Genomic DNA, 21,799 nt, shown 5'->3' with positions numbered 1-21,799 from the left:
CTCTCCGCCATCGCGCCGCGGCCGATGGCGCTGCAGGCATCATGCTGCGGCGAGCGCCCAGTCCGCGGCCTTGCGCGCATGGATGCTGGTGGTGTCGAACAAGGGCACTGCCGAATCCTGGGCGCCGACCAGCAGCGAGATCTCGGTGCAACCCAGGATGACTGCCTGCGCTCCTTGCGCGACCAGGCTCGCAATCACCCTGCGGTATTCCGCGCGCGACGCCTCCTTCACCTGGCCCAGGCAAAGCTCGTCGTAGATGATGCGATGGACCGTATCACGGTCTTCCTGCCCGGGCGTCAATATCTGCAAGCCGTGGCGTTCGCGCAGGCGATCTTTGTAGAACGCCTGCTCCATGGTGAAACGGGTGCCGATCAAACCTATCGTCGACAAGCCTGCCTGCCTGATTTCGTCGGCAGTGGGATCGGCGATATGGAACAAGGGGATGCCGGCCGCAGCTTCGATCGCGGCTGCGACCTTGTGCATGGTGTTAGTGCACAGGACCAGGAAATCGGCGCCGGCCCGTTCCAGCGCCTGCGCCGCTTCAGCCATCCGGGCGCCGGCGGCGTCCCAGTCGCCGGCATGCTGCAGGCGTTCTATCTCGTGGAAATCGACGCTGTAGAGAATGATTTTTGCCGAGTGCAGCCCGCCCAGCCGCTGCTTGACGGTTTCATTGATTTGACGGTAATAGGGCACGGTCGATTCCCAGCTCATGCCGCCGATAAGGCCGATGGTCTTCAAAGAACACTCCTGATGGTGCAGATTGACGTGCGCATGCGCAGAGCGGCAATATGACAGTCCACTAGCGCAAAGCGACGCTTGACATTACTATTCCGGCATCGCAAAGGAATAGATTATGCCGCATCCCACCTCCCTGTCCAGTTTTGCCGCCGGCGCCCGCGACACCATACCGATGATGGTTGGCGCGGCGCCGTTCGGCGTGATTTTCGGCGCGCTGGTCGCCGCCGGGCCGCTGGCGCCCTGGCAAGGCCAGCTGATGTCGCTCGGCGTGTTCGCCGGCTCCAGCCAGTTCATCGCGGTCGGCCTGGCGGCAGGGCAGGTCGGCCTGCTGGTGATCTGGATGGCCACCTTCATCGTCAACCTGCGCCACATGCTGTACGCGGCGACCTTGCTGCCGCATGTCAGCCACTTGCCGGCGCGCTGGCGTTTCCTGCTTGGCTTCCTGCTGACCGATGAAACCTTCGCCGTGATGAATGCCTACTACCTGAAGCACGCCCATACGCCCCGGGGGCACTGGTATTTCCTGGGATCGGGCTTGTCGATGTACGGCAACTGGCAGTTGTGGACACTGCTCGGTTTGCTGTTCGGCACGGCATTCCCGCAGTTGCAGACCCTGGGGCTGGATTTTGCGATGGTGGCGACTTTCATCGCGATCGTGGTGCCGCAGCTGTTTCGCCTGCCGCAGCTGGCTGCCGCGGTGGCCGCAGGCGGATTCGCCTGGTTCCTGCGCGGCCTGCCTTACAAGCTGGGATTGCTGGCGGCGATCCTGGCCGGCGTCGGCGTCGGCCTGGCGCTGTCGCACTGGCAGGCGCTGCGCCGCGCGGCAAGGAGCAAGGCATGATGTACTACACATGGATGATCATCGGCATGGCGCTGATCACGGTATTCATCAAGGCGGCGATCTTCATGCTGGGCGAGCGCGCCGCCTTTCCGATCTGGCTCAAGGAAGCGCTGGCCTTTGTGCCGGTCACCGTGCTGACGGCGATCATCGTGCCGATGGTGCTGGCGCCGCACGGCCAGGGGCTTGAGCTGAGCTGGCGCAATCCGCAGCTGATCGCCGCCATTGCAGCAGTCCTGGTGTGCGCCGGCACACGGCGCCAGCTGCTGACCATCATGGTTGGATTGCTGGTGTTTTTTGCCTGGCAGTTCGGGGTGCTGGGACGCTAGGGCATTTTTCATCCGGCTTTTTTTTCGGTCGTTGCATCTGACCCACCATCGGCGGGATCTCCGCCACCAGGGCGTCGATCGCCAGGCGCGTCTTGGTCGGCAGGTAGCGCGACTGCGGCCACACTACATAAATCTCGGTAGGCAGCACGCTTTCGCTGTCGATCACCAGCTCCAGTTCGCCGGCGGCGGCATGTTTCGACATCAGCCAGCAAGGCAGCCAGGCCAGTCCGGCGCCGGCTACCGCGGCATCGGTGATGGCTTGCAGGTCGTCGAACACCAGGCGGATATTCACTTGCGGCTTGTGCACCTGGCCGGCGCTGTCGCGCACGCGCCAGGGCTCCAGGCGGCCGGCGCGGCCGTAGGCGATCCCCGCATGCCGGCTCATCTCCGCCACGCTGCCCGGCTTGCCGTGCGCCGCCAGGTATGACGGCGCGGCGCAGATCGACATGTCTTGGGTAGCCAGCCGGCGCGCCACCAGGGTAGCGCTGTCGGGCAGGCTGCCGATGCGGATCGCCAGGTCGTATTTTTCTTCCACCAGGTCTTCCACCCGGTCGCTGAACGAGATTTCGATCGCCAGCCGCGGATGGCGCCGCGCCAGGGCCAGCAGCACCGGGGCCACGCAGTGGCGGCCGAACAGCACCGGCACGCTGACGCGCAAGCGCCCGATGGCTTCGCTCTTGCCGCTGTCCAGCGCCGATGCGCCGGCGTCCAGCTCCGCCAGCGCGCGCACGCAGCGTTCGTAATATGCCTGGCCGTCTTCGGTCAGGCTCTGGCTGCGCGTGGTCCGTTGAAACAGGCGCACTCCCAGGCGCTGCTCTAGCCGTGCAATGCTCTTGCCTACCGCCGAGCGGGTCAGGCGCATGCGTTCCGCCGCCAGCGCAAAACTGCCGGCTTCCACCGCCTCGACGAAAGCACTGATGCCATGCAAACGGTCGCTCATTTTATTGTATCCATATGCGCTACATACATAGTAAAAAATGCCGCCACTGAGGAAAAATAAGAACCTATATCATAACAGCCAATCCCGTCGCTGAGATTGCGGCGGCCAGGCACAGATGGTGTGTGAAACGAACAGGAGATTTCCATGCAGGCTTATCAGATTCAGGCAGGACAAAAGATTGCGGGACTGGAACGGGTGCAGCGCGATAGCGCGCCGCTGGCGGCGCATGAGGTGCGGGTGCGCATGCATGCGGTATCGCTCAATTACCGCGACCTGATGATCGCCGACGGCAGCTATCTCAGCACCGGCGACAAGCCCGTGATTCCTGGCTCCGACGGCGCCGGCGAAGTGATCGAAGTGGGGGCGGCGGTGAGCCGCTTCAATATTGGCGACCGTGTCGCCGGGTCTTTTTTCCCAGACTGGATCGGCGGCGCGCCGACTCCGCGCAACACCGCCCGCGCGCTCGGCGCGGTGACGGATGGCGTGCTGGCCGAAGAGGTGGTGCTGCATGAAGAATCCTGGGTAGCGATTCCGCCGCACCTGGACTATATCCAGGCTGCGACCTTGCCCTGTGCCGGCGTCACCGCCTGGAACGCCTTGTTCGTCGAGGGCCGGCTCAGGGCCGGCGACAGCGTGCTGCTGCTGGGCACCGGCGGCGTCTCGGTCTGGGCGCTGCAGCTGGCCAAGGCGGCCGGATTGCGCACCATCATTACCTCGTCCAGCGACGCCAAGCTGGAGCGCGCCCGCGCCTTGGGCGCCAGCGCCGCCATCAATTACCGCAACGCGCCCGAATGGCAAGATGAAGTGCTGCGGCTTACCGGCGGCGCCGGGGTCGACCTGGTGCTGGAAGTTGGCGGCCAGGGCACGCTGGCGCGCTCCATCCGCAGCACCAGGATGGGCGGCACGATTGCCATCATCGGCGGCGTCAGCGGTTTCGGCGGCGAGCTCGATCCGTTCGCCTTGATCGGCGGCGCCAAGCGCTTGTCTGGCATCTTCGTCGGCAGCCGCGCGATGCTGGAGGACCTCAACCGCTTCGTTGAAGTGGCGGCGATGCAGCCGGTGGTAGACAAGGTGTTCCCGTTCCAGCAGGCGCGCGAAGCTTATGCATACCTGGAACAGGCTGGCCACTTCGGCAAAGTCGTGATCGAAGTCGCCAGGTAAGACAGGCTCAAACGGAAAATGTCAGGCAGGGGTCGAAGCTGGCATTTTCCGCATTGCCGCCGCGTGCGTAACCGCGCGGATTGCACAGCACCCGGGTCGCTCCGATCCGGTAGTCCGCGCTGTCATGCATGTGGCCATGCAGCCAGAACGCCGGCTGCCAGGCCAGGATGCGTTGTTCCAGCTCGGAGGTGAAACAGGCGTTCAGCGCCGATCCGGCAAAGCGTTCATGCACGCTTTGCGGGCCCGGGGCGTGATGGCTGACGACGATAGTCGGGCCGTCATGCGGCTGCGCGAACTGCTGCTCCAGCCAGGCGACCGTGTCGTCGAACAGCATTTGCGACAGGGCCGGCGTAAACGTGTCGGGGAAATCCGGCGCCACGCGTATCCGTGAAAAATCCCTGACCAGCTCGGTTGCCTGCTGCAGGCCCAGCCGGCGTTGTTCGGCGCTGCTGAAAAAACGGAAATCCGTCCATAGGGTGCAGCCAAGAAAACGCACGCCATCCAGCAGCAGCGCCTGTTTCTGCAATATGTGCACCCGGCTGCCTTGCGCTGCGCTCCTGAGGTCGCGCATGGCGCTGACCAGGTCGCTCCCGTAAAACTCATGATTGCCAGGCACGAAGATCGTCGGCACGGAAAATTGCCTGGCCCACTGCATGGCTTCCGCCGGACGCCAGATGTCGCCGGCCAGCACCATCACATCGGCATCGGTTTCCGGCGCCGGCATCGGGTGCACGGACAGGTGCAGGTCAGAGATCAATGAAATTTTCATGGCACGGCAAAATGCTCCGGTTATCCACGGGGCGGCTCTGCAAGCCGCTGCCCCGCCGTATTGCCAAGCAGCTTACCGAAAGTGCAGGGAGTAAGCAACGCAGGCCATCGATACAGGCCATCAATAGCCAGGATTACTGGCGTCTCCAATCGTTACAGAACGGTCATCGAACCTTCATACGCCTGAAATATTTCGCCGCAATACTTCGATACATTCAAAAGATGCGTGGTGGTAACTACATGGCCGGAATCAACCAACTGTCGATGGCGTCACCCGCCCCGCGTCCCAGCAATCCGCTCTCGCACCGTCTCCCTGCTGCACATTCCCTTCCCAAGCGACGCCTATCCCAATAAGGAAAGAACAGGACCATCATGACCAAGAAGAACCGCCGCCATTTCCTGCGCACCGCCGGCACCGCGCTCGCCGCCACGGCCTATTCCGCCGGCGCCAATGCCGCTTTCCCGGAAGCCATCCGCAGGGCGCTGGCGATCCCCGCCAACAACAGGACCGGCACCATCCGCGACGTCGAACATGTGGTGATCCTGATGCAGGAAAACCGCTCCTTCGACCACTACTTCGGCACGCTCAACGGCGTGCGCGGTTTCGGCGACCGTTTCCCGATCCCGCTGGCCGGCAAGCGCAATGTGATGCAGCAGACGTACACCGACAAGACCACCAAACAGTCGCGCGTGATCCTGCCTTATCACCTCGACAGCAAGATCGGCAACGCCCAGCGCGTCCACGGCACCAGCCACTTCTACGACAACGCACAGGATGCCTGGGACCTCGGCCGCATGGCCAACTGGCCGACCTACAAGCAGACCCAGTCGATGGGGTATTACACCTCGGCCGAGCTGGATTTCCAGTTTGCGCTGGCGAACGCGTTTACGGTGTGCGACGCCTACCATTGCTCGTTCCACGGCGGCACCAATCCTAACCGGGTATTCCACTGGACCGGCAACATCGATCCCAAAGGCAAGAACGGCGGCCCGGTCATCGATAACAGCCAGGATCACCTGGAAGCCTCTACCAGCGCTGCCAGCTACAGCTGGAAGACCTACCCGGAACGGCTGCAGAAAGAAGGCGTGTCGTGGAAGGTCTACGAGAACATGCCGGACAATTTCACCGACAATCCGCTGGCAGGTTTCGTGGCCTATCGCCAGGCCAACGAAAAGCGCGGCAACGCCGTCGACGGCGCTCCTTATCCGGCCTACCTGCCCAGCGACGACAGCATCGACCCGCTGCTCAAGGGAGTGGCCAACACCATGCCGGACGGCGGCTTCCTGGCTGCCTTGCGCGAAGACATCGGCGCCGGCACGCTGCCGCAGGTATCCTGGATCGTCGCCCCGGCAGACTACAGCGAACATCCGGGACCATCCAGCCCGGTGCAGGGCGCCTGGTATATCCAGGAAGTGCTGAATGCCTTGACCGCCAATCCGGCGGTATGGAGCAAGACCGTGCTGCTGGTCAATTTCGACGAGAACGACGGCTTCTTCGACCACGTGCCGCCGCCATGCGCGCCTGGCTACGAAGGCGGCGAGCTGGCCGGCCATTCGTCGGTCTCTACCGATGGCGAATATTTTTCCGCGGCGGCATCGGCTACCTACCAGAACCGTCCCTACGGCCCCGGCCCGCGCGTGCCGATGTATGTGATCTCGCCATGGAGCCGCGGCGGCTGGGTCAATTCGCAGGTGTTCGACCACACCTCGGTGCTGCGTTTCCTGGAAGCCCGCTTCCACGTCAAGGAAGAGAACATCACGCCATTCCGGCGCGCGGTCTGCGGCGATTTGCTGTCGGCTTTCAATTTCGTCAATCCGAACCATGAAGTCTTGCCGACGCTGCCGAAACGCACCCGGGCGGAAGCCGACGCGGTGCGCGCCCAGCAGGAAAAACTGCAGCAGGTCGCCTTGCCGGCCGAAGGCAGCCAGGTGTTTCCGATGCAGGCAGCCGGCGTCCGGCCTTCGCGCGCATTGCCTTACGAGCTGCATGCCAGCGCCAGGGTCGATGCCAGGCACAACAAGATCAACCTGGCTTTCCGCAATACCGGCCGGGCTGCCGCGGTGTTCCATGTCTACGACCGCCTGCACCTGGACCGGGTGCCGCGCCGCTATGCGCTGGAAGCCGGCAGGGAATGGCAAGACAGCTGGGACCTGGAGGCCGACCGCGGCGCCTACGATCTGTGGGTGCTGGGGCCGAACGGATTCCATCGCGCTTTCCAGGGCAATCTCGCGGTGCTTTCGGTGGATGGTTCGGCCGAACCTGAAGTCAAGCTCAGCTACGATATCTTCACCAAGCGCATCTGCCTGACGATGGCGAACCGGGGAGAAGGGGCCTGCATCGTCACTGTCAAGCCGAATGCCTACCGTCAGGCCGGCCCCTGGACTTTCCATGTGCCGGCCCGCATGCAGCTCGACCAGCATTGGCCGATCGGCGGCCAGGGCAACTGGTATGACCTGACGGCGACGGTGCCGGCCGGCGGTTTCAGCCGGCGCTTCGCCGGCCGCATGGAAACCGGCGCGCATGGCGTGAGCGATCCGGCAATGGCGGCCACCTGATTGGACGGCTTGCCGCTTTCTTGGAACAGGAGCAGGCTGCAGAAGAGGACGAATGAGAGTGCGGCGAAGGTGGCGGCAGGCGCAGGATAGCGGGACATAAAGAAAAAAGCGGGCTACAAAAGAAAAGGGCCTACATTGTTGTAGGCCCTTCTTTATTCCGGCTCTCCAGTCCGGTCCGAACTTGCATTTGCGGCGTGAGGAATGTGTGTCCTGCTTCAAATGCGTCGATCAGCCGGATCATGTGTTCCATTCGCTGCTGTTCTTGCGCGGTGGTATTGCGGTTCCATAACATGTCGAACTCGACAATCATCATGTAATACTCGATCTCGCTGATGAGCGGTTCCGCTCCGTTTTGTTTTGTCATGTGTCTCTCTTTCCAATATATGCATCGCGCCTGATCGCCCGCAGGCCGGCTGGCGGGCCGGTGCGGGCGGGCTTTATTCTACGCTTTTCCGCCGCCGCTTGTCAGCGCACCGAGATTTGGTAAGTCGTGGTCTGGCGATACACCTGGCCGGGCCGCAGAATCACGGCTTCGGCATCGGGGCCGTTGATCTGGTTGGGGTAGGCCTGCGTCTCCAGGCAGAAGCCGTCGTGTATCGCATAAGGCTGGGCGTTGCGGCCCTGTATGCCGGCCAGGAAATTCCCGCTGTAGAACTGCAAACCGTTCTCGGTGGTCGAGACCGAGAGCTGGCGGCCGGAGCCGGGATCGTAGACGGTCGCCACTTCCCGCAGCGGCTGCGCGTGGCGGCCCTGGCCCGGCGCAGGAGCGGCGCCGTCCTGCGATCTCAGGCAGTAGCAATGGTCGAAGCCGCCGGCCAGCTTGAGCTGGGTGTCGGGCCAGGCCAGGCGCGGCCCGATCGGCGCCGGCTGGCGGAAATCGAAGGCGCTGCCGGCGACGTCGGCAGCTTCGGTGGGGATCAACTGGGCGTCGATCTGCAGGTACCGGTCAGCCGCGATCGACAAGATGTGGTCGTAGATATCGCTGCCGCCGCCGTTGAGGTTGAAGTAGCCGTGCGAGGTCAGGTTGAGCGGCGTCGGCGCGTCGCTGGCGGCGCTGTAGTCGATGCTCAGGCGGCCGCTGTCGTCCAGACTGTACAGCACCGAAACCTGCACGTTGCCGGGATAGCCGCCGTCGCCATCCGGCGATTCCAGCGTCAGCCGCAAGCCGTCCGGGCCCGGTTCGGCGCGCCACTGCGCCAGGTGGAAGCCGGTGTCGCCGCCATGCAGGTGGTTGTCGCCGTTGTTGCGGTCGACCAGGTACTCGGCGCCGTCCACGGTGAAGCGGCCCTTGGCGATGCGGTTGCCCCAGCGGCCGACCAGGCTGCCGAAATACGATGGATTTGCCTGGTAGCCGTCTTCATCGGGATAGCCGAGCAGGATGTCGGCCACCCGGCCGTAGCGGTCCGGCGCCCACCAGGAGACCAGGGTCGCGCCGCGGTCGCTGATCAGGACCCGCATGTCGTGCGCGTTGCGCAGCGTGTACAGGGTGACGCCGTGGTCGGCGGCTGTGCTGGTGATGGAGGTCGGTGTCATCGGTGTCGGCTTCGCTCAGTTGATGGTGTTTGCAGTTGGCGGCGATTGCCCGGCCTGCGCCAGCCGGTCTTGGTATTCGCGCGGAGTGCAGCCCAGTTCGCGCTTGAATACCGCGTGCATGTATTGCACCGAGGTGAAGCCGCAGCTGACGGCAATCTCGGCGATGCTGCGGGATTCGTGCTGCAGCATGTCCTTCGCCGCGCCCAGCTTGAAGCGCAGGATCTCGTCGTGCACGCTGCGTCCCAGTTCGCGGCGGAAATACCATTCCAGCGAAGAGCGCGAGACGCCGACATAATCGGCCACCTGTTCGGTCTTGATGCCTTGGCAGGCGTATTGGCGGATGAAGTGCATGGCTTGCATCACATGCGGATGGCTGGGCGCTTCGTGGCGGCTCGAAGCCAGCACGTTGATGCCGGCCGGCGGCACCAGGATGCGGGTGCCGGCCAGGCGTCCGCCATGCAGCATCTGGTGCAGCAGGTGGGCGGCGGTGCGGCCCATTTCGCGCGTGCCCTGGATCACCGAACTGAGCGGCACCCGGGTCAGGATGCGCGCCAGCGGATCGTTGTCGATGCCGATCAGCGCTACCTGTTCCGGCACCGCGATGCCGGCGCACAGGCAAGCCTGCAGCAGCTGGCGCGCGCGGGCGTCGGTGACGGCGATGATGCCGATCGGCTTGGGCAGCGTCTGCAGCCAGGCGATCTGCTGCTCCACCGCGGTGTCCCAGGACGGCGCGCTGGTGCCGACGCCGCGGTAGATTTCGCCTTGCATGCCGTCGCGCTGCATCAGGCTTTCAAACGCCTTCTCGCGTTCCTGCGCCCAGCGGTTCACATCGGCTTGCGGCAGGCTGAAGCAGGCAAAGCGCTGCAGGCCGGCTTCGATCAGGTGATCGTAGGCCAGCTTGACCAGCTTGAAATTGTCGGTGGCGACGTACGGCGTGTCGCCGGGATAGTCGGCCTGGTCGGCATACGAGCCGCCCACGGCGACTACCGGCAGGCTGACCCGCGACAGGGCTTCGCAGGCAGCCGGATCGTCGAAGTCGGCGATGATGCCGTGGCCCTGCCAGCGCTCTATGCCTTGCAGGCGGCAGCGGAAATCCTCCTCCAGGAACAGGTCCCACGAGGCGCGCGTGCTGCTCAGGTATTCGCCGATGCCGGCGATGATGTCGCGGTCGAAGATCTTGTTGCCGTTGAACAGCAGGGCGATGCGGTGCACGGTTCTTGTCATCTTGCTGTCTCCTGGGAGCGCCATGCAACCCGGTTTGTCAATTTGTCATTGCCGCGGACCGGTTCCAGTCCGTTGCTCTCGATTGTAGCGAAGCGCACCGCCAGCGTCAGGCCAAATGCCGTTATGTGCACCTGCAATAGAAAGAATCGCTAGCGCATCTGGTGGATTTCGTAATTGTGGCGCGCCGGGAGCGGTTCTAGTATGAGCCCACATCAACACCGCAGCACCACCCTACAGGAGCAAGCATGAGCTATTTCCCTTCCGTGACACCGATCCGCTTCGAGGGCAAGCAGGCGCAGACGCCGCTGGCTTTCCGCCATTACGACGCCGACAAGCTGGTACTGGGCAAGCCGATGCGCGCCCACCTGCGCATGGCGGCCTGCTACTGGCACACTTTCGTCTGGCCCGGTTCCGACGTGTTCGGCGCCGGCACCTTCCGCCGTCCCTGGCAAGAAGGCGGCGACGCCATGGAAATGGCGCACAAGAAGGCCGATGCCGCTTTTGAATTTTTCAGCAAGCTGGGCGTCGACTACTACACCTTCCACGACACCGACGTCGCGCCGGAAGGGACCAGCCTGGCCGAATACCGCAACAACTTCGCGCAGATGCTGGACGTGCTGGAGCGCAAGCAGGAACAGACCGGGGTGCGCCTGCTGTGGGGCACCGCCAACTGCTTCAGCCATCCGCGCTTTGCCTCCGGCGCCGCCAGCAATCCCGATCCCGAACTGTTTGCCTACGCCGCCGCGCAAGTCTGTACCGCCATGAACGCCACCCAGCGCCTGGGCGGCGCCAACTATGTCTTGTGGGGCGGCCGCGAAGGTTATGAAACCTTGCTCAATACAGACCTCAAGCGCGAACGCGAACAGCTGGGCCGTTTCATGCGCCTGGTGGTAGAGCATAAGCACAAGATCGGTTTCAAGGGCACGCTGCTGATCGAACCGAAACCGCAGGAACCGACCAAGCACCAGTACGACTACGACAGCGCCACGGTGCACGGCTTCCTCAAGCAGTACGGCCTGGAGCAAGAGATCAAGGTGAATATCGAAGCCAACCATGCGACCCTGGCCGGGCACAGCTTCCATCACGAAATCGCCACCGCCGCCGCGCTCGGCATCCTCGGCAGCGTCGACGCCAACCGCGGCGATCCGCAAAACGGCTGGGATACCGACCAGTTTCCCAACAGCGTCGAAGAGATGACGCTGGCCACTTACGAAATCCTGAAAGCCGGCGGCTTCACCACCGGCGGTTTCAACTTCGATTCCAAGGTGAGGCGCCAGAGCCTGGACGAAGTCGATTTGTTCCACGGCCACGTCGGCGCCATGGATGTGCTGGCGCTGGCGCTGGAGCGCGCCGCCGGCATGGTCGAGAACGACCTGCTGGCCAATTTCAAGGCTGAGCGTTATGCCGGATGGGATGGTGCTTTCGGGCAGGACGTGCTGGCCGGCAAGCTCAGCTTGAGCGACATCGCCGAGCATGCGTTCGCCAAGCAGATCAATCCGCAGGCGGTCAGCGGCCGCCAGGAAATGCTGGAGAACCTGGTCAACCGCGCCATATACGGATGATTACGGGTGATCACGGGTGATATCGAGTGTTGCAGAAGTCGAAGTTGGCAGGGCGAGGTTAATGCGTCATCAGCAGTCAAATCAAAACCAATGACAGGAGACACAGCAATGAACAAGATCAAGAGAAAGAGTCTGTTGGCAGTGATGTCGATAGCGGTATTGGCACTGGGCAGCACGGCCGCCATGGCCGATTCCAAGAATCCCAAGATCGGTTTTTCGATCGACGACCTGCGGGTAGAGCGCTGGGCCAGGGACCGCGATTTTTTTGTCACGGCGGCTGACAAGCTGGGCGCCAAGGTGTTCGTGCAATCGGCCGACGCCAGCGAACAGCGGCAGATCGCCCAGATCGAGAACCTGATCTCGCGCGGCGTGGATGTCATCGTCATCGTGCCGTTCAACGCTACCGTACTGACCAATACGGTCAAGGAGGCCAAGAAGGCCGGCATCAAGGTGGTGTCGTATGACCGCCTGATCCTGAACGCCGATATCGATGCCTATATTTCTTTCGACAATGAAAAGGTCGGCGAGATGCAGGCCGAAGGCGTGCTCAAGGCGCAGCCCAAGGGGAATTACTACCTGCTGGGAGGATCGCCCACCGACAACAACGCCAAGATGCTGCGCGAAGGCCAGCTGAAAGTGCTGAAGCCGTCCATCGACAAGGGCGACATCAAGATCGTCGGCCAGCAATGGGTCAAGGACTGGAGCGCCACCGAAGCCCTGTCGATCGTGGAGAACGCCCTGACTGCCAACAATAACAAGATCGACGCCATCGTCGCTTCCAACGACGGCACCGCCGGCGGCGCGATCCAGGCGCTGGCTTCGCAAAAGATGGCGGGTAAGGTGCCGGTCTCGGGACAGGATGCCGACCTGGCCGCAGTCAAGCGCGTGATCGCCGGCACCCAGGCCATGACGGTCTACAAGCCGCTCAAGCTGATCGCCTCCGAAGCGGCCAAGCTCTCGGTGCAGCTGGCGCGCAACGAAAAACCTGCCTACAACGCCCAGTATGAAAACGGCGTCAAGAAAGTCGATACGATCCTGCTGAAACCGACGCCGCTGACCAGCGCCAACGTCAAGCTGCTGGTGGACGACGGCTTCTATACCGAAGCCCAGATCAGCAGCAAGTAAGCTGCCGCATGAACTGAAACGGCCGCGGCGGCTTTGGTCCGCCGCGTCGCCGTTTTCCCTTCAATCAATGCGGGAGCAAGCATGTCCGACTATTTGCTGGAAATGCGCGGCATCGTCAAGGAATTCGGCGCGGTGCGTGCGCTCGATGGCATCGACATCAAGATCAGGGCGGGTGAATGCCTCGGCCTGTGCGGCGAAAACGGCGCCGGCAAATCGACCCTGATGAAAGTGCTGTCCGGCGTTTATCCGCATGGCAGCTGGCAGGGAGAAATCCTGTGGGAGGGCAAGCCGCTGCAATCGCAGTCGATGCGCGATACGGAAGCTGCAGGCATCATCATCATCCACCAGGAGCTGATGCTGGTGCAGGAACTTTCGGTTGCGGAAAACATTTTCATGGGACACGAACTGACCTTGCCGGGCGGGCGCATGAACTATCCCGCAATGTACCGGCGTGCGGCCGAGCTGATGCGTGAACTGAAAATGCCGGATATCAATGTGGCGCTGCCGGTGATGAACTACGGCGGCGGCCACCAGCAGCTGGTGGAAATCGCCAAGGCGCTCAACAAGAAAGCCAGGCTGCTGATCCTGGACGAGCCGTCGTCATCGCTGACGGCGTCCGAGATCGCGGTGCTGCTGGACATCATCCGCGACCTGAAAGCCAAGGGCGTGGCCTGCGTGTATATCTCGCACAAGCTGGACGAAGTGGCCACCGTGTGCGACACCATCGCCGTGATCCGCGACGGCAAGCATATCGCCACCACGCCGATGCAGGACATGAACGTCGACCAGATCATCACGCAGATGGTAGGCCGCGAAATCAGCGCCATGTACCCGGACCAGGAACATGAAATCGGCGAAGTGATATTCGAGGCGCGCAATGTGACCTGCCATGGCGCCGACAATCCGCAGCGCAAGCGGGTCGACGACATTTCCTTCTCGTTGCGGCGCGGCGAGATCCTCGGCATCGCCGGGCTGGTCGGCGCCGGCCGCACCGAGCTGGTGTCGGCCTTGTTCGGCGCCTATCCCGGGCGCAGCCAGGCCGAGGTCTGGCTGGAAGGCGTGAAAGTCGATACCGGCACGCCGCTGAAAGCGATCCGGCTCGGGCTGTGCATGGTGCCGGAAGACCGCAAGCAGCACGGCATCGTGCCCGATCTCGGCGTCGGCCAGAACATCACCTTGGCGGTGCTGAAGGATTTTTCGCGCCACACCCGCATCGACGCCGAAGCCGAACTGAAAACCGTGCAGGCTGAAATCAGCCGCCTCCAGCTCAAGACCTCCAGCCCGTTCTTGCCGATCACCAGCCTGTCCGGCGGCAACCAGCAAAAGGCGGTGCTGGCGAAAATGCTGCTGGCGCGGCCCAAGGTCCTGATCCTGGACGAACCGACGCGCGGCGTCGACGTCGGCGCCAAGGCCGAGATCTACCGGCTGATGGCGGACCTGGCGCGGCAGGGCGTGGCGATCATCATGGTGTCGTCCGAACTGGCGGAAGTGCTGGGCGTCTCGGACCGCGTGCTGGTCATCGGCGAGGGCAAGCTGCGCGGCGACTTCGTCAATCGCGGCCTGAGCCAGGAAACCGTGCTGGCGGCGGCGATCGACCAGTCGTCGCAGTACCTGGCGTCGCGGCAGCCGGGCGCCGCCGCATCTGAAACAGGGAATAACGGGAAACTGACATGAGCACCATCAACATCAAGCAGCTGTTCCGGCAATACAAGATCATGGCCTTGCTGATTGCGATTGCCCTCATCTGGGCATTCTTCAGCTGGAAGACCGAAGGCGGTTTCGTGACGCCGCGCAACCTGTCCAACCTGCTGCGCCAGATGTCGATCACCGGCATCCTGGCTTGCGGCATGGTGCTGGTGATCATCGGCGGCGAAATCGACCTCTCGGTCGGCTCCATGCTCGGCTTGCTGGGCGGCGTCGCCGCCGTGCTCAACGTTACCCACCACTTGCCGCTGCCGCTCAACCTGTGCCTGGTCTTGCTGCTGGGCCTGGCGCTGGGCCTGTTCAACGGCTACCTGACGGCGTACATGCGGATTCCTTCGTTCATCGTCGGCCTCGGCGGCATGCTGGCGTTCCGCGGGATTTTGCTGGGCGTCACCGGCGGCTTGACCATCGCGCCGGTTTCCAGCGACCTGGTCTACCTGGGCCAGGGCTACCTGCCGCCGCAGCTCGGCATCGTGCTCGGCATCGGCCTGTTTGCGCTGGCGCTGGCGCTCACCTGGCGGCAGCGCCGCAACCGCATGCAGCATGCGCTGCCGGTGCCGCCGCTGTGGCGCGACGCGCTGCGCGTGCTGCTGATCGGCCTGGTGCTGCTGGCGTTTGTCTCTACCCTGAATACCTACGACGGGATTCCGGTGCCGGTGCTGCTGTTGCTGGCGTTGCTGGGGCTGTTCAGCTACATCACCACCCAGACCGTGTTCGGCCGCCGCATCTATTCGGTCGGCAGCAACATGGAGGCGACCCGGCTGTCCGGCGTCAATGTGCAGGCGGTGAAGCTGTGGATATTCGGCATCATGGGCGTGATGTGCGCGCTGGCGGGCCTGGTCAATACCGCACGCCTGGCGGCGGGTTCGCCTTCGGCCGGCAACATGGGCGAGCTCGATGCGATTGCCGCCTGCTTCATCGGCGGCACTTCCATGCGCGGCGGTTCCGGCACGGTATACGGCGCGCTGATCGGGGCGCTGGTGATGGCCAGCCTGGACAACGGCATGTCGATGCTGGATGTCGACACCTACTGGCAAATGATCGTCAAGGGCAGCATCCTGATGCTGGCGGTGTGGGTCGATGTCAGCACACGGTCTGGGCGTTAGAGGCATGTCCCGGCGCTCATGCCGACGCCGGATGGCGTGTCGCGGCCCATGCAGCCGAGGCTGGGCCAGCCGGTAAAAATCCTTCCTTTGCAGCGACGCATTCGGCTCGCTTGAAATAGCCGCGGCCAAAGACGGCGGCCGCGAAATGGGCGGGCCATCTTCCCGGCGCTTTCACGAGCCGCTTCTCTCTGGGCCTCCCGCGGAAGACAGGCGTGGTTGCTTCTCCATTCCTTCCCTTGTGGCAATTTTTTTGCTGCGGCCTGAGAGCCTGGCAGCAGCATCCATGAAAAAAAAATGTCTGCTTTCGACAAGCAAAATGGCGGGTTTTGACAAGGTCCGTTTTCTTTTGTCCGTTATCGACAGCAAGTTAGATTTTTCCCCCGCCCCTTCCTAGTTGTTTTGTCCTGCCCATCCCGGATTCAGAGAGACAGTCGGTCCTACTCAAATAGGGACCCATCGGTCATATACGTTTTTTTCTGCCTGCCTATACTCATTGCAAGGACGCGAGCATTGCAGTCCGATCGAAACCGGCAGAGTCGAATCATGAGAAACCACTACGGAGAAGAGTATGCGATTAACCGACGATCCATCGCATGCCCTCATGTGTTTTTTCAAGGAAGAGGACGGTGCGTCGCTCATAGAGTGCGCGCTCATAGGAGCGCTTGTTATCGTGGTCTGCACGCTTGCGTTGCTTGCTCTGGTGAAGAGCACATAAGAAATCGCATTGGACGCATGCTGCAGCTCATTACCGATCACGTTTCATTTGAATGGCAGAGATAGATCATGCAAGCATTTTATTCATTACTCGAACTTCTCGGCATGCTCGTCACCGATCCCCGTACGGGTGTCTTGATTGCATTGCTGATAGTTGCTGCTGCGAGCGATTGGCGAACCTACCGGATTCCGAACTGGCTCACTGCAAGCGGCACGGCGTTCGGCCTGATCTACAACACGGCAGTTCCGATGTCGACGCACGCCGGCCTTCTATGGGCGTTCGACGGCCTGCTGCTTGGCTTGCTCATGATGCTGCCGCTGTACGCGCTCAAGGCCATGGGAGCAGGCGACGTAAAACTGATAGCGATGGTCGGGGCGTTCCTCGGCGTCCCGGGGATATTTTTTGCGGTCATATCCACTTTCATTGTCGGCGGCATCGCTGCCCTGGGGTTTGCCCTGTTTAACAGAGCGCTGGGACGGATGCTAGGCAATGTAAAGAATATGGTGCAGATCATGATGCTGTCGGCAATTGGAGGTTTCAGGCCGGACGCCCACATAGACGCAAGCAAGTCGGTGGGGAAATTGCCGTACGGCGTCAGCATCGGCATAGGCACCACCGGCTATCTGGTGGCACGGCAACTAGGTTATTTGTAGCTTGCAAAACAAACTTGACTGGAATCGAAAATGAAAAACGTCAAAGCAATCGGATTGCTCGTGTTGGCCTCGGCGATCGGTCTGGGAGCCGCTGTATATGCGGCTGGGTGGGTATCGAAGCAAGGCGGCGTCGCCTCCAACAAAGTCGTGGTGGCCGCGTCAGATATCGAACTGGGAAGCAAGATCAATGTGCAAATGCTGTCGACCGTCGACTGGCCCAGCGGCTCGGTGCCGGCAGGCGCGTTCAAGGAAATCAAGGATTTGCAGGACCGGGTGGTGAAAGTCGGCGTGCTGCGGGGCGAAGCAATCCTCGACGGCAAGCTGGCGCCGGCCGGCACGCAAGGGGGGCTCTCCGCCGTGATTGCCGAGGGCAAGCGGGCCATGACGGTCAGAGTCAACGATGTGGTCGGCGTGGCTGGTTTCGCGCTTCCCGGCAACTATGTAGACGTCATGGTGAATGCGCAGCAGGACAAGAACAAGGGCGAAGAGGGCAAGCAGATCAGCAAGACCGTGCTCGAGCATGTACTGGTGCTGGCGGTGGCGCAGGAAGCTGGCCGCGACGATACCAAGCCTCGGGTAGTCAGTGCGGTGACGCTGGAGCTGACGCTGGAGGATTCAGAGAAGCTGGACCTGGCGCGCAGCGTCGGCACGCTATCGCTAGTGCTGCGCAACCAGGTGGACAAGAACACGGTAGCAACCGTAGGCATTACCAAGAACCAGCTGTTTGGAGAGCGTGTAGAACCGGAAGCAGCGCCAGCCAAGGTTGCAGCTGTGAAGCCCAGGGTGATGCGCGGCAAACCGATGGTGGCGTCAGCCTCGCAATCGCAGTGCGTCGAGGTAATTCAAAACGGCAGCCGGACGCTCAACTGTTTTTAATTAAAACAATCTAGGGAGCAGTTCAAGTGAACAACAACTACAGAAATGTGATCTTCTTCGCGGCGCTGGCCTTGTCCGATGGAGCACTCGCGGCCAGCGCACCTTTCGCCAATCAAACTCTGGGCTCTTCCGGCCTGAGGCCTTGCGGATCCGTGACGGTTGACCCTGTTACTTACGTCACGCTTGGCAAGTCAAGCGTCATCCGGCTGAATGTTCCCGCCGCGCGCATGCTGGTCGGCGGTCAATCGTCGAACCGCGCCGGCCGGCCGCCTGCAACGAACGACAAGACCGTGCCGCCGGGGCCTGCGAATGCACCTCCAGCCCCGGCGCAAGCGGCTTCAGACGGCGTGGCAGATGTAGATATCACGCTGCTCAGTCCTACCGAACTGTTTTTCCTGGGACGGAAGTCAGGATCGATGAATGTGGTTTTGCAGAGTTCGGATGGACGCTGCGTCATCAAGGACATCATCGTTACCGTCGATCCGGGCACCTTGCAAGCCAAGCTAGGCGAATTGATGCCTGAAGAAACCGGGATCAGGGTGCGCGGCGCGGAAAATTCGCTGGTGCTGACCGGCCAGGTTACCGACGCCATCAAGCTCGACGAGGCGATAAACCTGGCGAATGCCTACGGCGACGGCAAGAAGGTGGTTAACATGCTGCGCGTCACGGCCCCGCAGCAGGTCATGCTGGAAGTGAAGATCGCCGAAGTCAGCAAGACGCTGCTCGACAGGCTCGGATCGAGCGTCAGCCTGACCCGTCCCAGCAATGGCGGAGGCAACACCTATTCCCTGCTATCCAATTTCCTGAGCGGGGGCAATGCCTTGCTGCAGGCGCTGAGGATCGGCCGCACCGCGGTAAACATCGATGGGCAAAAGAACGACGGCCTGGTGCGGGTGCTGGCTGAACCGAACATCATGGCGATCAGCGGCCAGCAGGCCAGCTTCCTGTCGGGCGGCAAGATCTTCATTCCTGTGTCCCAGACCAATAATGCTGGCCAGGCCACCATCACGCTGGAAGAAAAGGAATTCGGCATCGGCGTGAAGTTCATGCCCACCGTGCTGAACGGCAGCCGCATCAACCTGAAGATGGTTTCGGAAGTATCGGACTTGTCGCAGCTTGGCTCGCCGTTCACCACCGTCGGCGGCGTCACGGCGGTGCTGCCGTCGCTGACGGTGCGCCGGGCGGATACCACCGTCCAGCTTAACGATGGGCAAAGCTTCGCGATTGCCGGGCTGATCAAGAACAATGTCACTGAAACCATGAAGCGTTTCCCTGGCTTGGGCGAGGTGCCGGTGCTTGGAGCGCTGTTCAGGAGTTCCGAGTTCCAGACTGACCAGACTGAGCTGCTGTTCGTGATCACGCCGCACCTGGTGAAGCCGATGGCGGAAGCGCCGACGCTGCCGACGGACAATCATGTCGTGCCTAGCCGTGGCGAGGTTTATTTCAACGGCAGCCTGGAAGGATCGGCTCCGGCTCCGGCCCCGACTCAAGCTCGAGCTCCAGTTCCAGCTCAGGTTCCAGTCGAAGCTAAAGTTCCAGCTCCGGCCCCGACTCAAGCTCCAGTCGAAGCTCCAGCTCCAGCCCCGGCTCAAGCTCCAGTCGAAGCTCAAACTTCAGCTCCAGCTCCAGCTCCAGCTCCAGCTCCAGCTCCAGCTCCAGCTCCAGCCATGGCGCCGACAGCCAGTTCTGAAGATGTCGCTGCAACTCCTGAAATCAAATAAAAGGAAAGTCCATGAACAAGCTCGCAATCGTACTGTTGCTCGTCCTGACGGCGGGCTGCTCGACAGTCACTCCCAACTACGACACCAAATTCGGCGACGCCGTGCGCCAGGCCAAGCTCAAGATGATCATCAATCCTGACGCCGGCAAGAATCCCGACCAGGTGGCAGGCATGGACGGCAAAGCGGCCAAGGAGACCATCAATCTCTATCAAGGCAGCTTTAAGGCGCCGCCGCCTGCAGTCAACGTCATCAATATCGGCGGCAGTCTTGGCGCCACCCAGTAACGCAGGAATGATGCATCAAGGATTTTATTGATCAAGGCAGCAGGATAAGCTGCCGGCGAAAAAGGGAGTCATCCTTTCGCAACGTTGTAAGAAGTAGGTAGCAACAGTGCAGCACCAGGGCAGTAATTTTCAATTCAACATTAACCTCAAGAGGTAAAGAAATGAACGCTAATCTTAAATTGGTCAAACAATCCATCGGTTCTTTCGTGCAAGACGAAGACGGCGCTCAAGTTGTCGAATATGCGCTGATCATCGCTGTCGTCTCGATCGCGCTGGTGGTGGCATTGAATGCGCTGACTGCAGCCGGAGGCGGCTTCTCGCAATTCATTACCCGCGTAACAAACTGCCTGAAGACCGGCGGGACATGCGCTTGATCTCAGTTGGTGCCGGCGAGCCGGCCGCATAGCCGGCTCGCCCATTCAGTTAAAAGGAGATTGTCATGCTGCATCGATTCTTGCAAGAGGAAGACGGCGCCCAAGTCGTCGAGTACGCATTGATCATTGCTGTCGTATCGATAGCGCTGGTCGTCGCGCTTCAAGCCTTGACCACGGGAACCAGCTTCTCTGACTTTATTACCCGTGTATCAAATTGCCTGAAGACAGGCGGCACCTGCGCCTGATTTTGCCGAAAAAAAAACGGAATCTCGAAAAGTCTGTTTGTCATAACTCTAAAAAAGGCGTCATCGTGGACCGTGTTGCTATCCAGCGTCAGTGTCATCGCCAGGACGGGGCAGTGATAGTCACCGTATCGCTCGTCCTGCTATTCTTGATGGGATTCATGGCAATTGCCCTCGACTTTGGCCATCTGTTCGTCGTGAAGACAGAATTGCAGACAGCGATGGACAGTTGCGCGCTGGCGGCTGCGCAAGAGCTCGACGGCGAAAGCAACGCGTTGACGCGCGCCACCAATGCCGGCATTACCGCCGGCAATTTGAATAACGTCAATTTCCAATCTTCCTCATGGAGCAGCCAGGGCAAGATAGTCGCTGCGGATATCACTTTCAAGGATGCCGCCTACGGCGCCACTGCCGCTGCCGCCAACGCCAGATATGCGCAGTGCCAGCACACGCAGTCCGGCTTGAACATGTGGCTGCTGCAATCCATGGGCGCTTTTGCCAATGACGCGACGACCTACACGAATACACAAAATGTCCTGGCAGTCGCGGTGGCGACTCGTGCCAGCGCCCAGACCACCTGTCCGATCCCGATCGGGCTGAAGCCAAAGACGGGCGGGACAGCACCGAATTACGGATTCGCGATCGGCGAGTGGGTCAACATGCTCGGCAACGGCACCCAGGTCAACGGTGAAATGGGCTGGTACAACCTGGATGGCAGCAATAGCGCCAGCGAGACAAAAAATGAACTGGGCGAGCCAGGATATTGCGGCACCAAGCTAGGTGACACACTGGGGACGCCAGGCGCCCAGACTACAGTGGATACTGTCTGGAACTATCGTTTCGGCATTTACAAGAACAGCGATCCCGGTCCTAGCGTCAACCATCCAGATTTCTCAGGTTATGCATATACCTCGGCCAATTGGAAGAACGCATCGCCACAAAATGCGTGGTCTGGAACGCCGGCCGCGGGTTCAGATCCGACTGCAGCCAGCTTCATGGCCAAGCGCGCGGCCTTTGCTTCTTATGACGACACGGGAACCAGCTTGAACGGCGGCGATGGCATCACTGGCTTGAAATTGAACAGCTTCAAGAACTTGGCTACGCCGGGCGCCGGGGGGCAGCACAATTTGTACGGCTTCAGCAGAAGGCTGGTAACTGCGCCAGTTGTCGATGCGTCGAACAAGGTGATCGATTACGCCTGCATGTTCATGCTGCAGCCCTTGAGCGGGCCTACGGTAACCGTGCAATTGGAATTTCGCGGCAATGCCGGCAGCACCAGCAGCCCATGTACGACCAACGGATTGGCGGGCGGCGCGGCCGGTCCGCTGGTGCCGGTTTTAGTGAGATAAG

The 21,799-nt window shown here is 61.6% G+C and carries 21 protein-coding genes; 15 read left to right on the top strand and 6 right to left on the bottom strand.

All coding sequences use genetic code 11. The annotated features are described in order from the left end of the window. Window positions 1-39: 39 nt before the first annotated feature. Entirely contained in the window at window positions 40-738 is a 699-nt protein-coding gene (locus AC07RZ_RS18115; protein WP_494668981.1) for an aspartate/glutamate racemase family protein, read from the bottom strand. Between the two features lie 115 nt (window positions 739-853). Here AC07RZ_RS18115 and AC07RZ_RS18110 point away from each other — a divergent pair, with 115 nt between their 5' ends. Both AC07RZ_RS18110 and AC07RZ_RS18105 read left to right on the top strand, forming a co-directional pair. Beyond that, window positions 854-1,579, top strand: coding sequence for an AzlC family ABC transporter permease (locus AC07RZ_RS18110; protein WP_494668980.1), 726 nt, complete (start codon window positions 854-856; stop codon window positions 1,577-1,579). Then, complete coding sequence (locus tag AC07RZ_RS18105; protein ID WP_092398295.1) at window positions 1,579-1,905, top strand: AzlD domain-containing protein; 327 nt, start codon at window positions 1,579-1,581, stop codon at window positions 1,903-1,905. Before AC07RZ_RS18110 ends, AC07RZ_RS18105 begins: the two co-directional genes overlap by 1 nt. Here the strand turns inward: AC07RZ_RS18105 and AC07RZ_RS18100 are convergent. Continuing rightward, the gene (locus tag AC07RZ_RS18100) at window positions 1,850-2,845 is read right to left on the bottom strand and encodes a LysR family transcriptional regulator (RefSeq protein ID WP_494668979.1); all 996 of its coding nucleotides are present in this window, start codon (window positions 2,843-2,845) and stop codon (window positions 1,850-1,852) included. The two genes, AC07RZ_RS18105 and AC07RZ_RS18100, sit on opposite strands and share 56 nt — an antisense overlap. 144 nt (window positions 2,846-2,989) lie before the next feature. Between AC07RZ_RS18100 and AC07RZ_RS18095 the strand changes: the two genes are divergently transcribed. Further along, a complete protein-coding gene (locus AC07RZ_RS18095; RefSeq protein ID WP_494668978.1) occupies window positions 2,990-4,006 on the top strand; it encodes a zinc-dependent alcohol dehydrogenase family protein in 1,017 nt (338 codons plus the stop codon). Window positions 4,007-4,013: 7 nt separating this feature from the next. Here the strand turns inward: AC07RZ_RS18095 and AC07RZ_RS18090 are convergent, their stop codons facing one another. Continuing rightward, on the bottom strand, window positions 4,014-4,775 hold the full coding sequence (locus tag AC07RZ_RS18090; protein ID WP_494668977.1) for a metallophosphoesterase: 762 nt from the start codon (window positions 4,773-4,775) through the stop codon (window positions 4,014-4,016). Window positions 4,776-5,146: 371 nt separating this feature from the next. Here AC07RZ_RS18090 and AC07RZ_RS18085 point away from each other — a divergent pair, with 371 nt between their 5' ends. Next, a complete protein-coding gene (locus AC07RZ_RS18085) occupies window positions 5,147-7,330 on the top strand; it encodes a phosphocholine-specific phospholipase C (RefSeq protein ID WP_494668976.1) in 2,184 nt (727 codons plus the stop codon). Between the two features lie 130 nt (window positions 7,331-7,460). On the opposite strand, the gene AC07RZ_RS18080 is transcribed toward AC07RZ_RS18085, so the two are convergent. The 3 genes from AC07RZ_RS18080 to AC07RZ_RS18070 all read right to left on the bottom strand — a co-directional run bounded on the left by AC07RZ_RS18080 (window position 7,461) and on the right by AC07RZ_RS18070 (window position 10,087). Further along, window positions 7,461-7,694: a hypothetical protein gene (locus AC07RZ_RS18080; RefSeq protein WP_494668975.1), complete on the bottom strand. Its 234-nt coding sequence runs from the start codon at window positions 7,692-7,694 to the stop codon at window positions 7,461-7,463. Between the two features lie 101 nt (window positions 7,695-7,795). Then, window positions 7,796-8,863: an aldose epimerase family protein gene (locus tag AC07RZ_RS18075; protein ID WP_494668974.1), complete on the bottom strand. Its 1,068-nt coding sequence runs from the start codon at window positions 8,861-8,863 to the stop codon at window positions 7,796-7,798. Between the two features lie 15 nt (window positions 8,864-8,878). Beyond that, window positions 8,879-10,087, bottom strand: a complete 1,209-nt coding sequence (locus AC07RZ_RS18070; RefSeq protein WP_144741432.1) for a DNA-binding transcriptional regulator — start codon at window positions 10,085-10,087, stop codon at window positions 8,879-8,881. Between the two features lie 245 nt (window positions 10,088-10,332). On the opposite strand from AC07RZ_RS18070, the gene xylA reads away from it, so the two are divergent. The 11 genes from xylA to AC07RZ_RS18015 all read left to right on the top strand — a co-directional run bounded on the left by xylA (window position 10,333) and on the right by AC07RZ_RS18015 (window position 21,798). Continuing rightward, on the top strand, window positions 10,333-11,649 hold the full coding sequence (gene xylA, locus AC07RZ_RS18065; protein WP_494668973.1) for a xylose isomerase: 1,317 nt from the start codon (window positions 10,333-10,335) through the stop codon (window positions 11,647-11,649). Window positions 11,650-11,793: 144 nt separating this feature from the next. Next, window positions 11,794-12,774 carry a D-xylose ABC transporter substrate-binding protein gene (xylF, locus tag AC07RZ_RS18060; protein ID WP_494668989.1) on the top strand — a complete coding sequence of 327 codons (981 nt, stop codon included), beginning with the start codon at window positions 11,794-11,796 and terminating at the stop codon, window positions 12,772-12,774. Between the two features lie 81 nt (window positions 12,775-12,855). Beyond that, window positions 12,856-14,448, top strand: coding sequence for a D-xylose ABC transporter ATP-binding protein (gene xylG / locus AC07RZ_RS18055; protein WP_494668972.1), 1,593 nt, complete (start codon window positions 12,856-12,858; stop codon window positions 14,446-14,448). After that, window positions 14,445-15,584, top strand: a complete 1,140-nt coding sequence (locus AC07RZ_RS18050; RefSeq protein ID WP_494668971.1) for a sugar ABC transporter permease — start codon at window positions 14,445-14,447, stop codon at window positions 15,582-15,584. Before xylG ends, AC07RZ_RS18050 begins: the two co-directional genes overlap by 4 nt. A 783-nt stretch (window positions 15,585-16,367) precedes the next feature. Further along, entirely contained in the window at window positions 16,368-16,952 is a 585-nt protein-coding gene (locus tag AC07RZ_RS18045; protein WP_494668970.1) for an A24 family peptidase, read from the top strand. A gap of 30 nt (window positions 16,953-16,982) precedes the next feature. Further along, a complete protein-coding gene (gene cpaB, locus AC07RZ_RS18040; RefSeq protein WP_494668969.1) occupies window positions 16,983-17,828 on the top strand; it encodes a Flp pilus assembly protein CpaB in 846 nt (281 codons plus the stop codon). Between the two features lie 26 nt (window positions 17,829-17,854). Next, complete coding sequence (locus AC07RZ_RS18035; RefSeq protein WP_494668968.1) at window positions 17,855-19,549, top strand: type II and III secretion system protein family protein; 1,695 nt, start codon at window positions 17,855-17,857, stop codon at window positions 19,547-19,549. Between the two features lie 11 nt (window positions 19,550-19,560). Beyond that, complete coding sequence (locus AC07RZ_RS18030; protein WP_092398060.1) at window positions 19,561-19,833, top strand: hypothetical protein; 273 nt, start codon at window positions 19,561-19,563, stop codon at window positions 19,831-19,833. A 161-nt stretch (window positions 19,834-19,994) separates the two neighbouring features. Then, on the top strand, window positions 19,995-20,207 hold the full coding sequence (locus AC07RZ_RS18025) for a Flp family type IVb pilin (protein ID WP_092398062.1): 213 nt from the start codon (window positions 19,995-19,997) through the stop codon (window positions 20,205-20,207). A 65-nt stretch (window positions 20,208-20,272) separates the two neighbouring features. Continuing rightward, window positions 20,273-20,452 carry a Flp family type IVb pilin gene (locus tag AC07RZ_RS18020; protein ID WP_092398064.1) on the top strand — a complete coding sequence of 60 codons (180 nt, stop codon included), beginning with the start codon at window positions 20,273-20,275 and terminating at the stop codon, window positions 20,450-20,452. After that, a complete protein-coding gene (locus tag AC07RZ_RS18015; protein ID WP_494668967.1) occupies window positions 20,422-21,798 on the top strand; it encodes a pilus assembly protein TadG-related protein in 1,377 nt (458 codons plus the stop codon). The genes AC07RZ_RS18020 and AC07RZ_RS18015 overlap by 31 nt, the downstream gene beginning before the upstream one ends. Window position 21,799 lies beyond the last annotated feature (1 nt).

The sequence above is a fragment of the Collimonas sp. GW821-FHT07E08 genome, from assembly GCF_059418905.1.
Note: the sequence above shows the minus strand (reverse complement) of the source record. Positions and strands in the feature narration are given on the sequence as shown.

Bases quoted from the DNA above. Each gene is read 5' to 3' on its own strand.
- AC07RZ_RS18110 (WP_494668980.1), top strand. From the start codon at position 854: ATGCCGCATCCCACCTCCCTGTCCAGTTTTGCCGCCGGCGCCCGCGAC.
- AC07RZ_RS18105 (WP_092398295.1), top strand. From the start codon at position 1,579: ATGTACTACACATGGATGATCATCGGCATGGCGCTGATCACGGTATTC.
- AC07RZ_RS18100 (WP_494668979.1), bottom strand. From the start codon at position 2,845: ATGAGCGACCGTTTGCATGGCATCAGTGCTTTCGTCGAGGCGGTGGAA.
- AC07RZ_RS18095 (WP_494668978.1), top strand. From the start codon at position 2,990: ATGCAGGCTTATCAGATTCAGGCAGGACAAAAGATTGCGGGACTGGAA.
- AC07RZ_RS18090 (WP_494668977.1), bottom strand. From the start codon at position 4,775: ATGAAAATTTCATTGATCTCTGACCTGCACCTGTCCGTGCACCCGATG.
- AC07RZ_RS18085 (WP_494668976.1), top strand. From the start codon at position 5,147: ATGACCAAGAAGAACCGCCGCCATTTCCTGCGCACCGCCGGCACCGCG.
- AC07RZ_RS18080 (WP_494668975.1), bottom strand. From the start codon at position 7,694: ATGACAAAACAAAACGGAGCGGAACCGCTCATCAGCGAGATCGAGTAT.
- AC07RZ_RS18075 (WP_494668974.1), bottom strand. From the start codon at position 8,863: ATGACACCGACCTCCATCACCAGCACAGCCGCCGACCACGGCGTCACC.
- AC07RZ_RS18070 (WP_144741432.1), bottom strand. From the start codon at position 10,087: ATGACAAGAACCGTGCACCGCATCGCCCTGCTGTTCAACGGCAACAAG.
- xylA (WP_494668973.1), top strand. From the start codon at position 10,333: ATGAGCTATTTCCCTTCCGTGACACCGATCCGCTTCGAGGGCAAGCAG.
- xylF (WP_494668989.1), top strand. From the start codon at position 11,794: ATGTCGATAGCGGTATTGGCACTGGGCAGCACGGCCGCCATGGCCGAT.
- xylG (WP_494668972.1), top strand. From the start codon at position 12,856: ATGTCCGACTATTTGCTGGAAATGCGCGGCATCGTCAAGGAATTCGGC.
- AC07RZ_RS18050 (WP_494668971.1), top strand. From the start codon at position 14,445: ATGAGCACCATCAACATCAAGCAGCTGTTCCGGCAATACAAGATCATG.
- AC07RZ_RS18045 (WP_494668970.1), top strand. From the start codon at position 16,368: ATGCAAGCATTTTATTCATTACTCGAACTTCTCGGCATGCTCGTCACC.
- cpaB (WP_494668969.1), top strand. From the start codon at position 16,983: ATGAAAAACGTCAAAGCAATCGGATTGCTCGTGTTGGCCTCGGCGATC.
- AC07RZ_RS18030 (WP_092398060.1), top strand. From the start codon at position 19,561: ATGAACAAGCTCGCAATCGTACTGTTGCTCGTCCTGACGGCGGGCTGC.
- AC07RZ_RS18025 (WP_092398062.1), top strand. From the start codon at position 19,995: ATGAACGCTAATCTTAAATTGGTCAAACAATCCATCGGTTCTTTCGTG.
- AC07RZ_RS18020 (WP_092398064.1), top strand. From the start codon at position 20,273: ATGCTGCATCGATTCTTGCAAGAGGAAGACGGCGCCCAAGTCGTCGAG.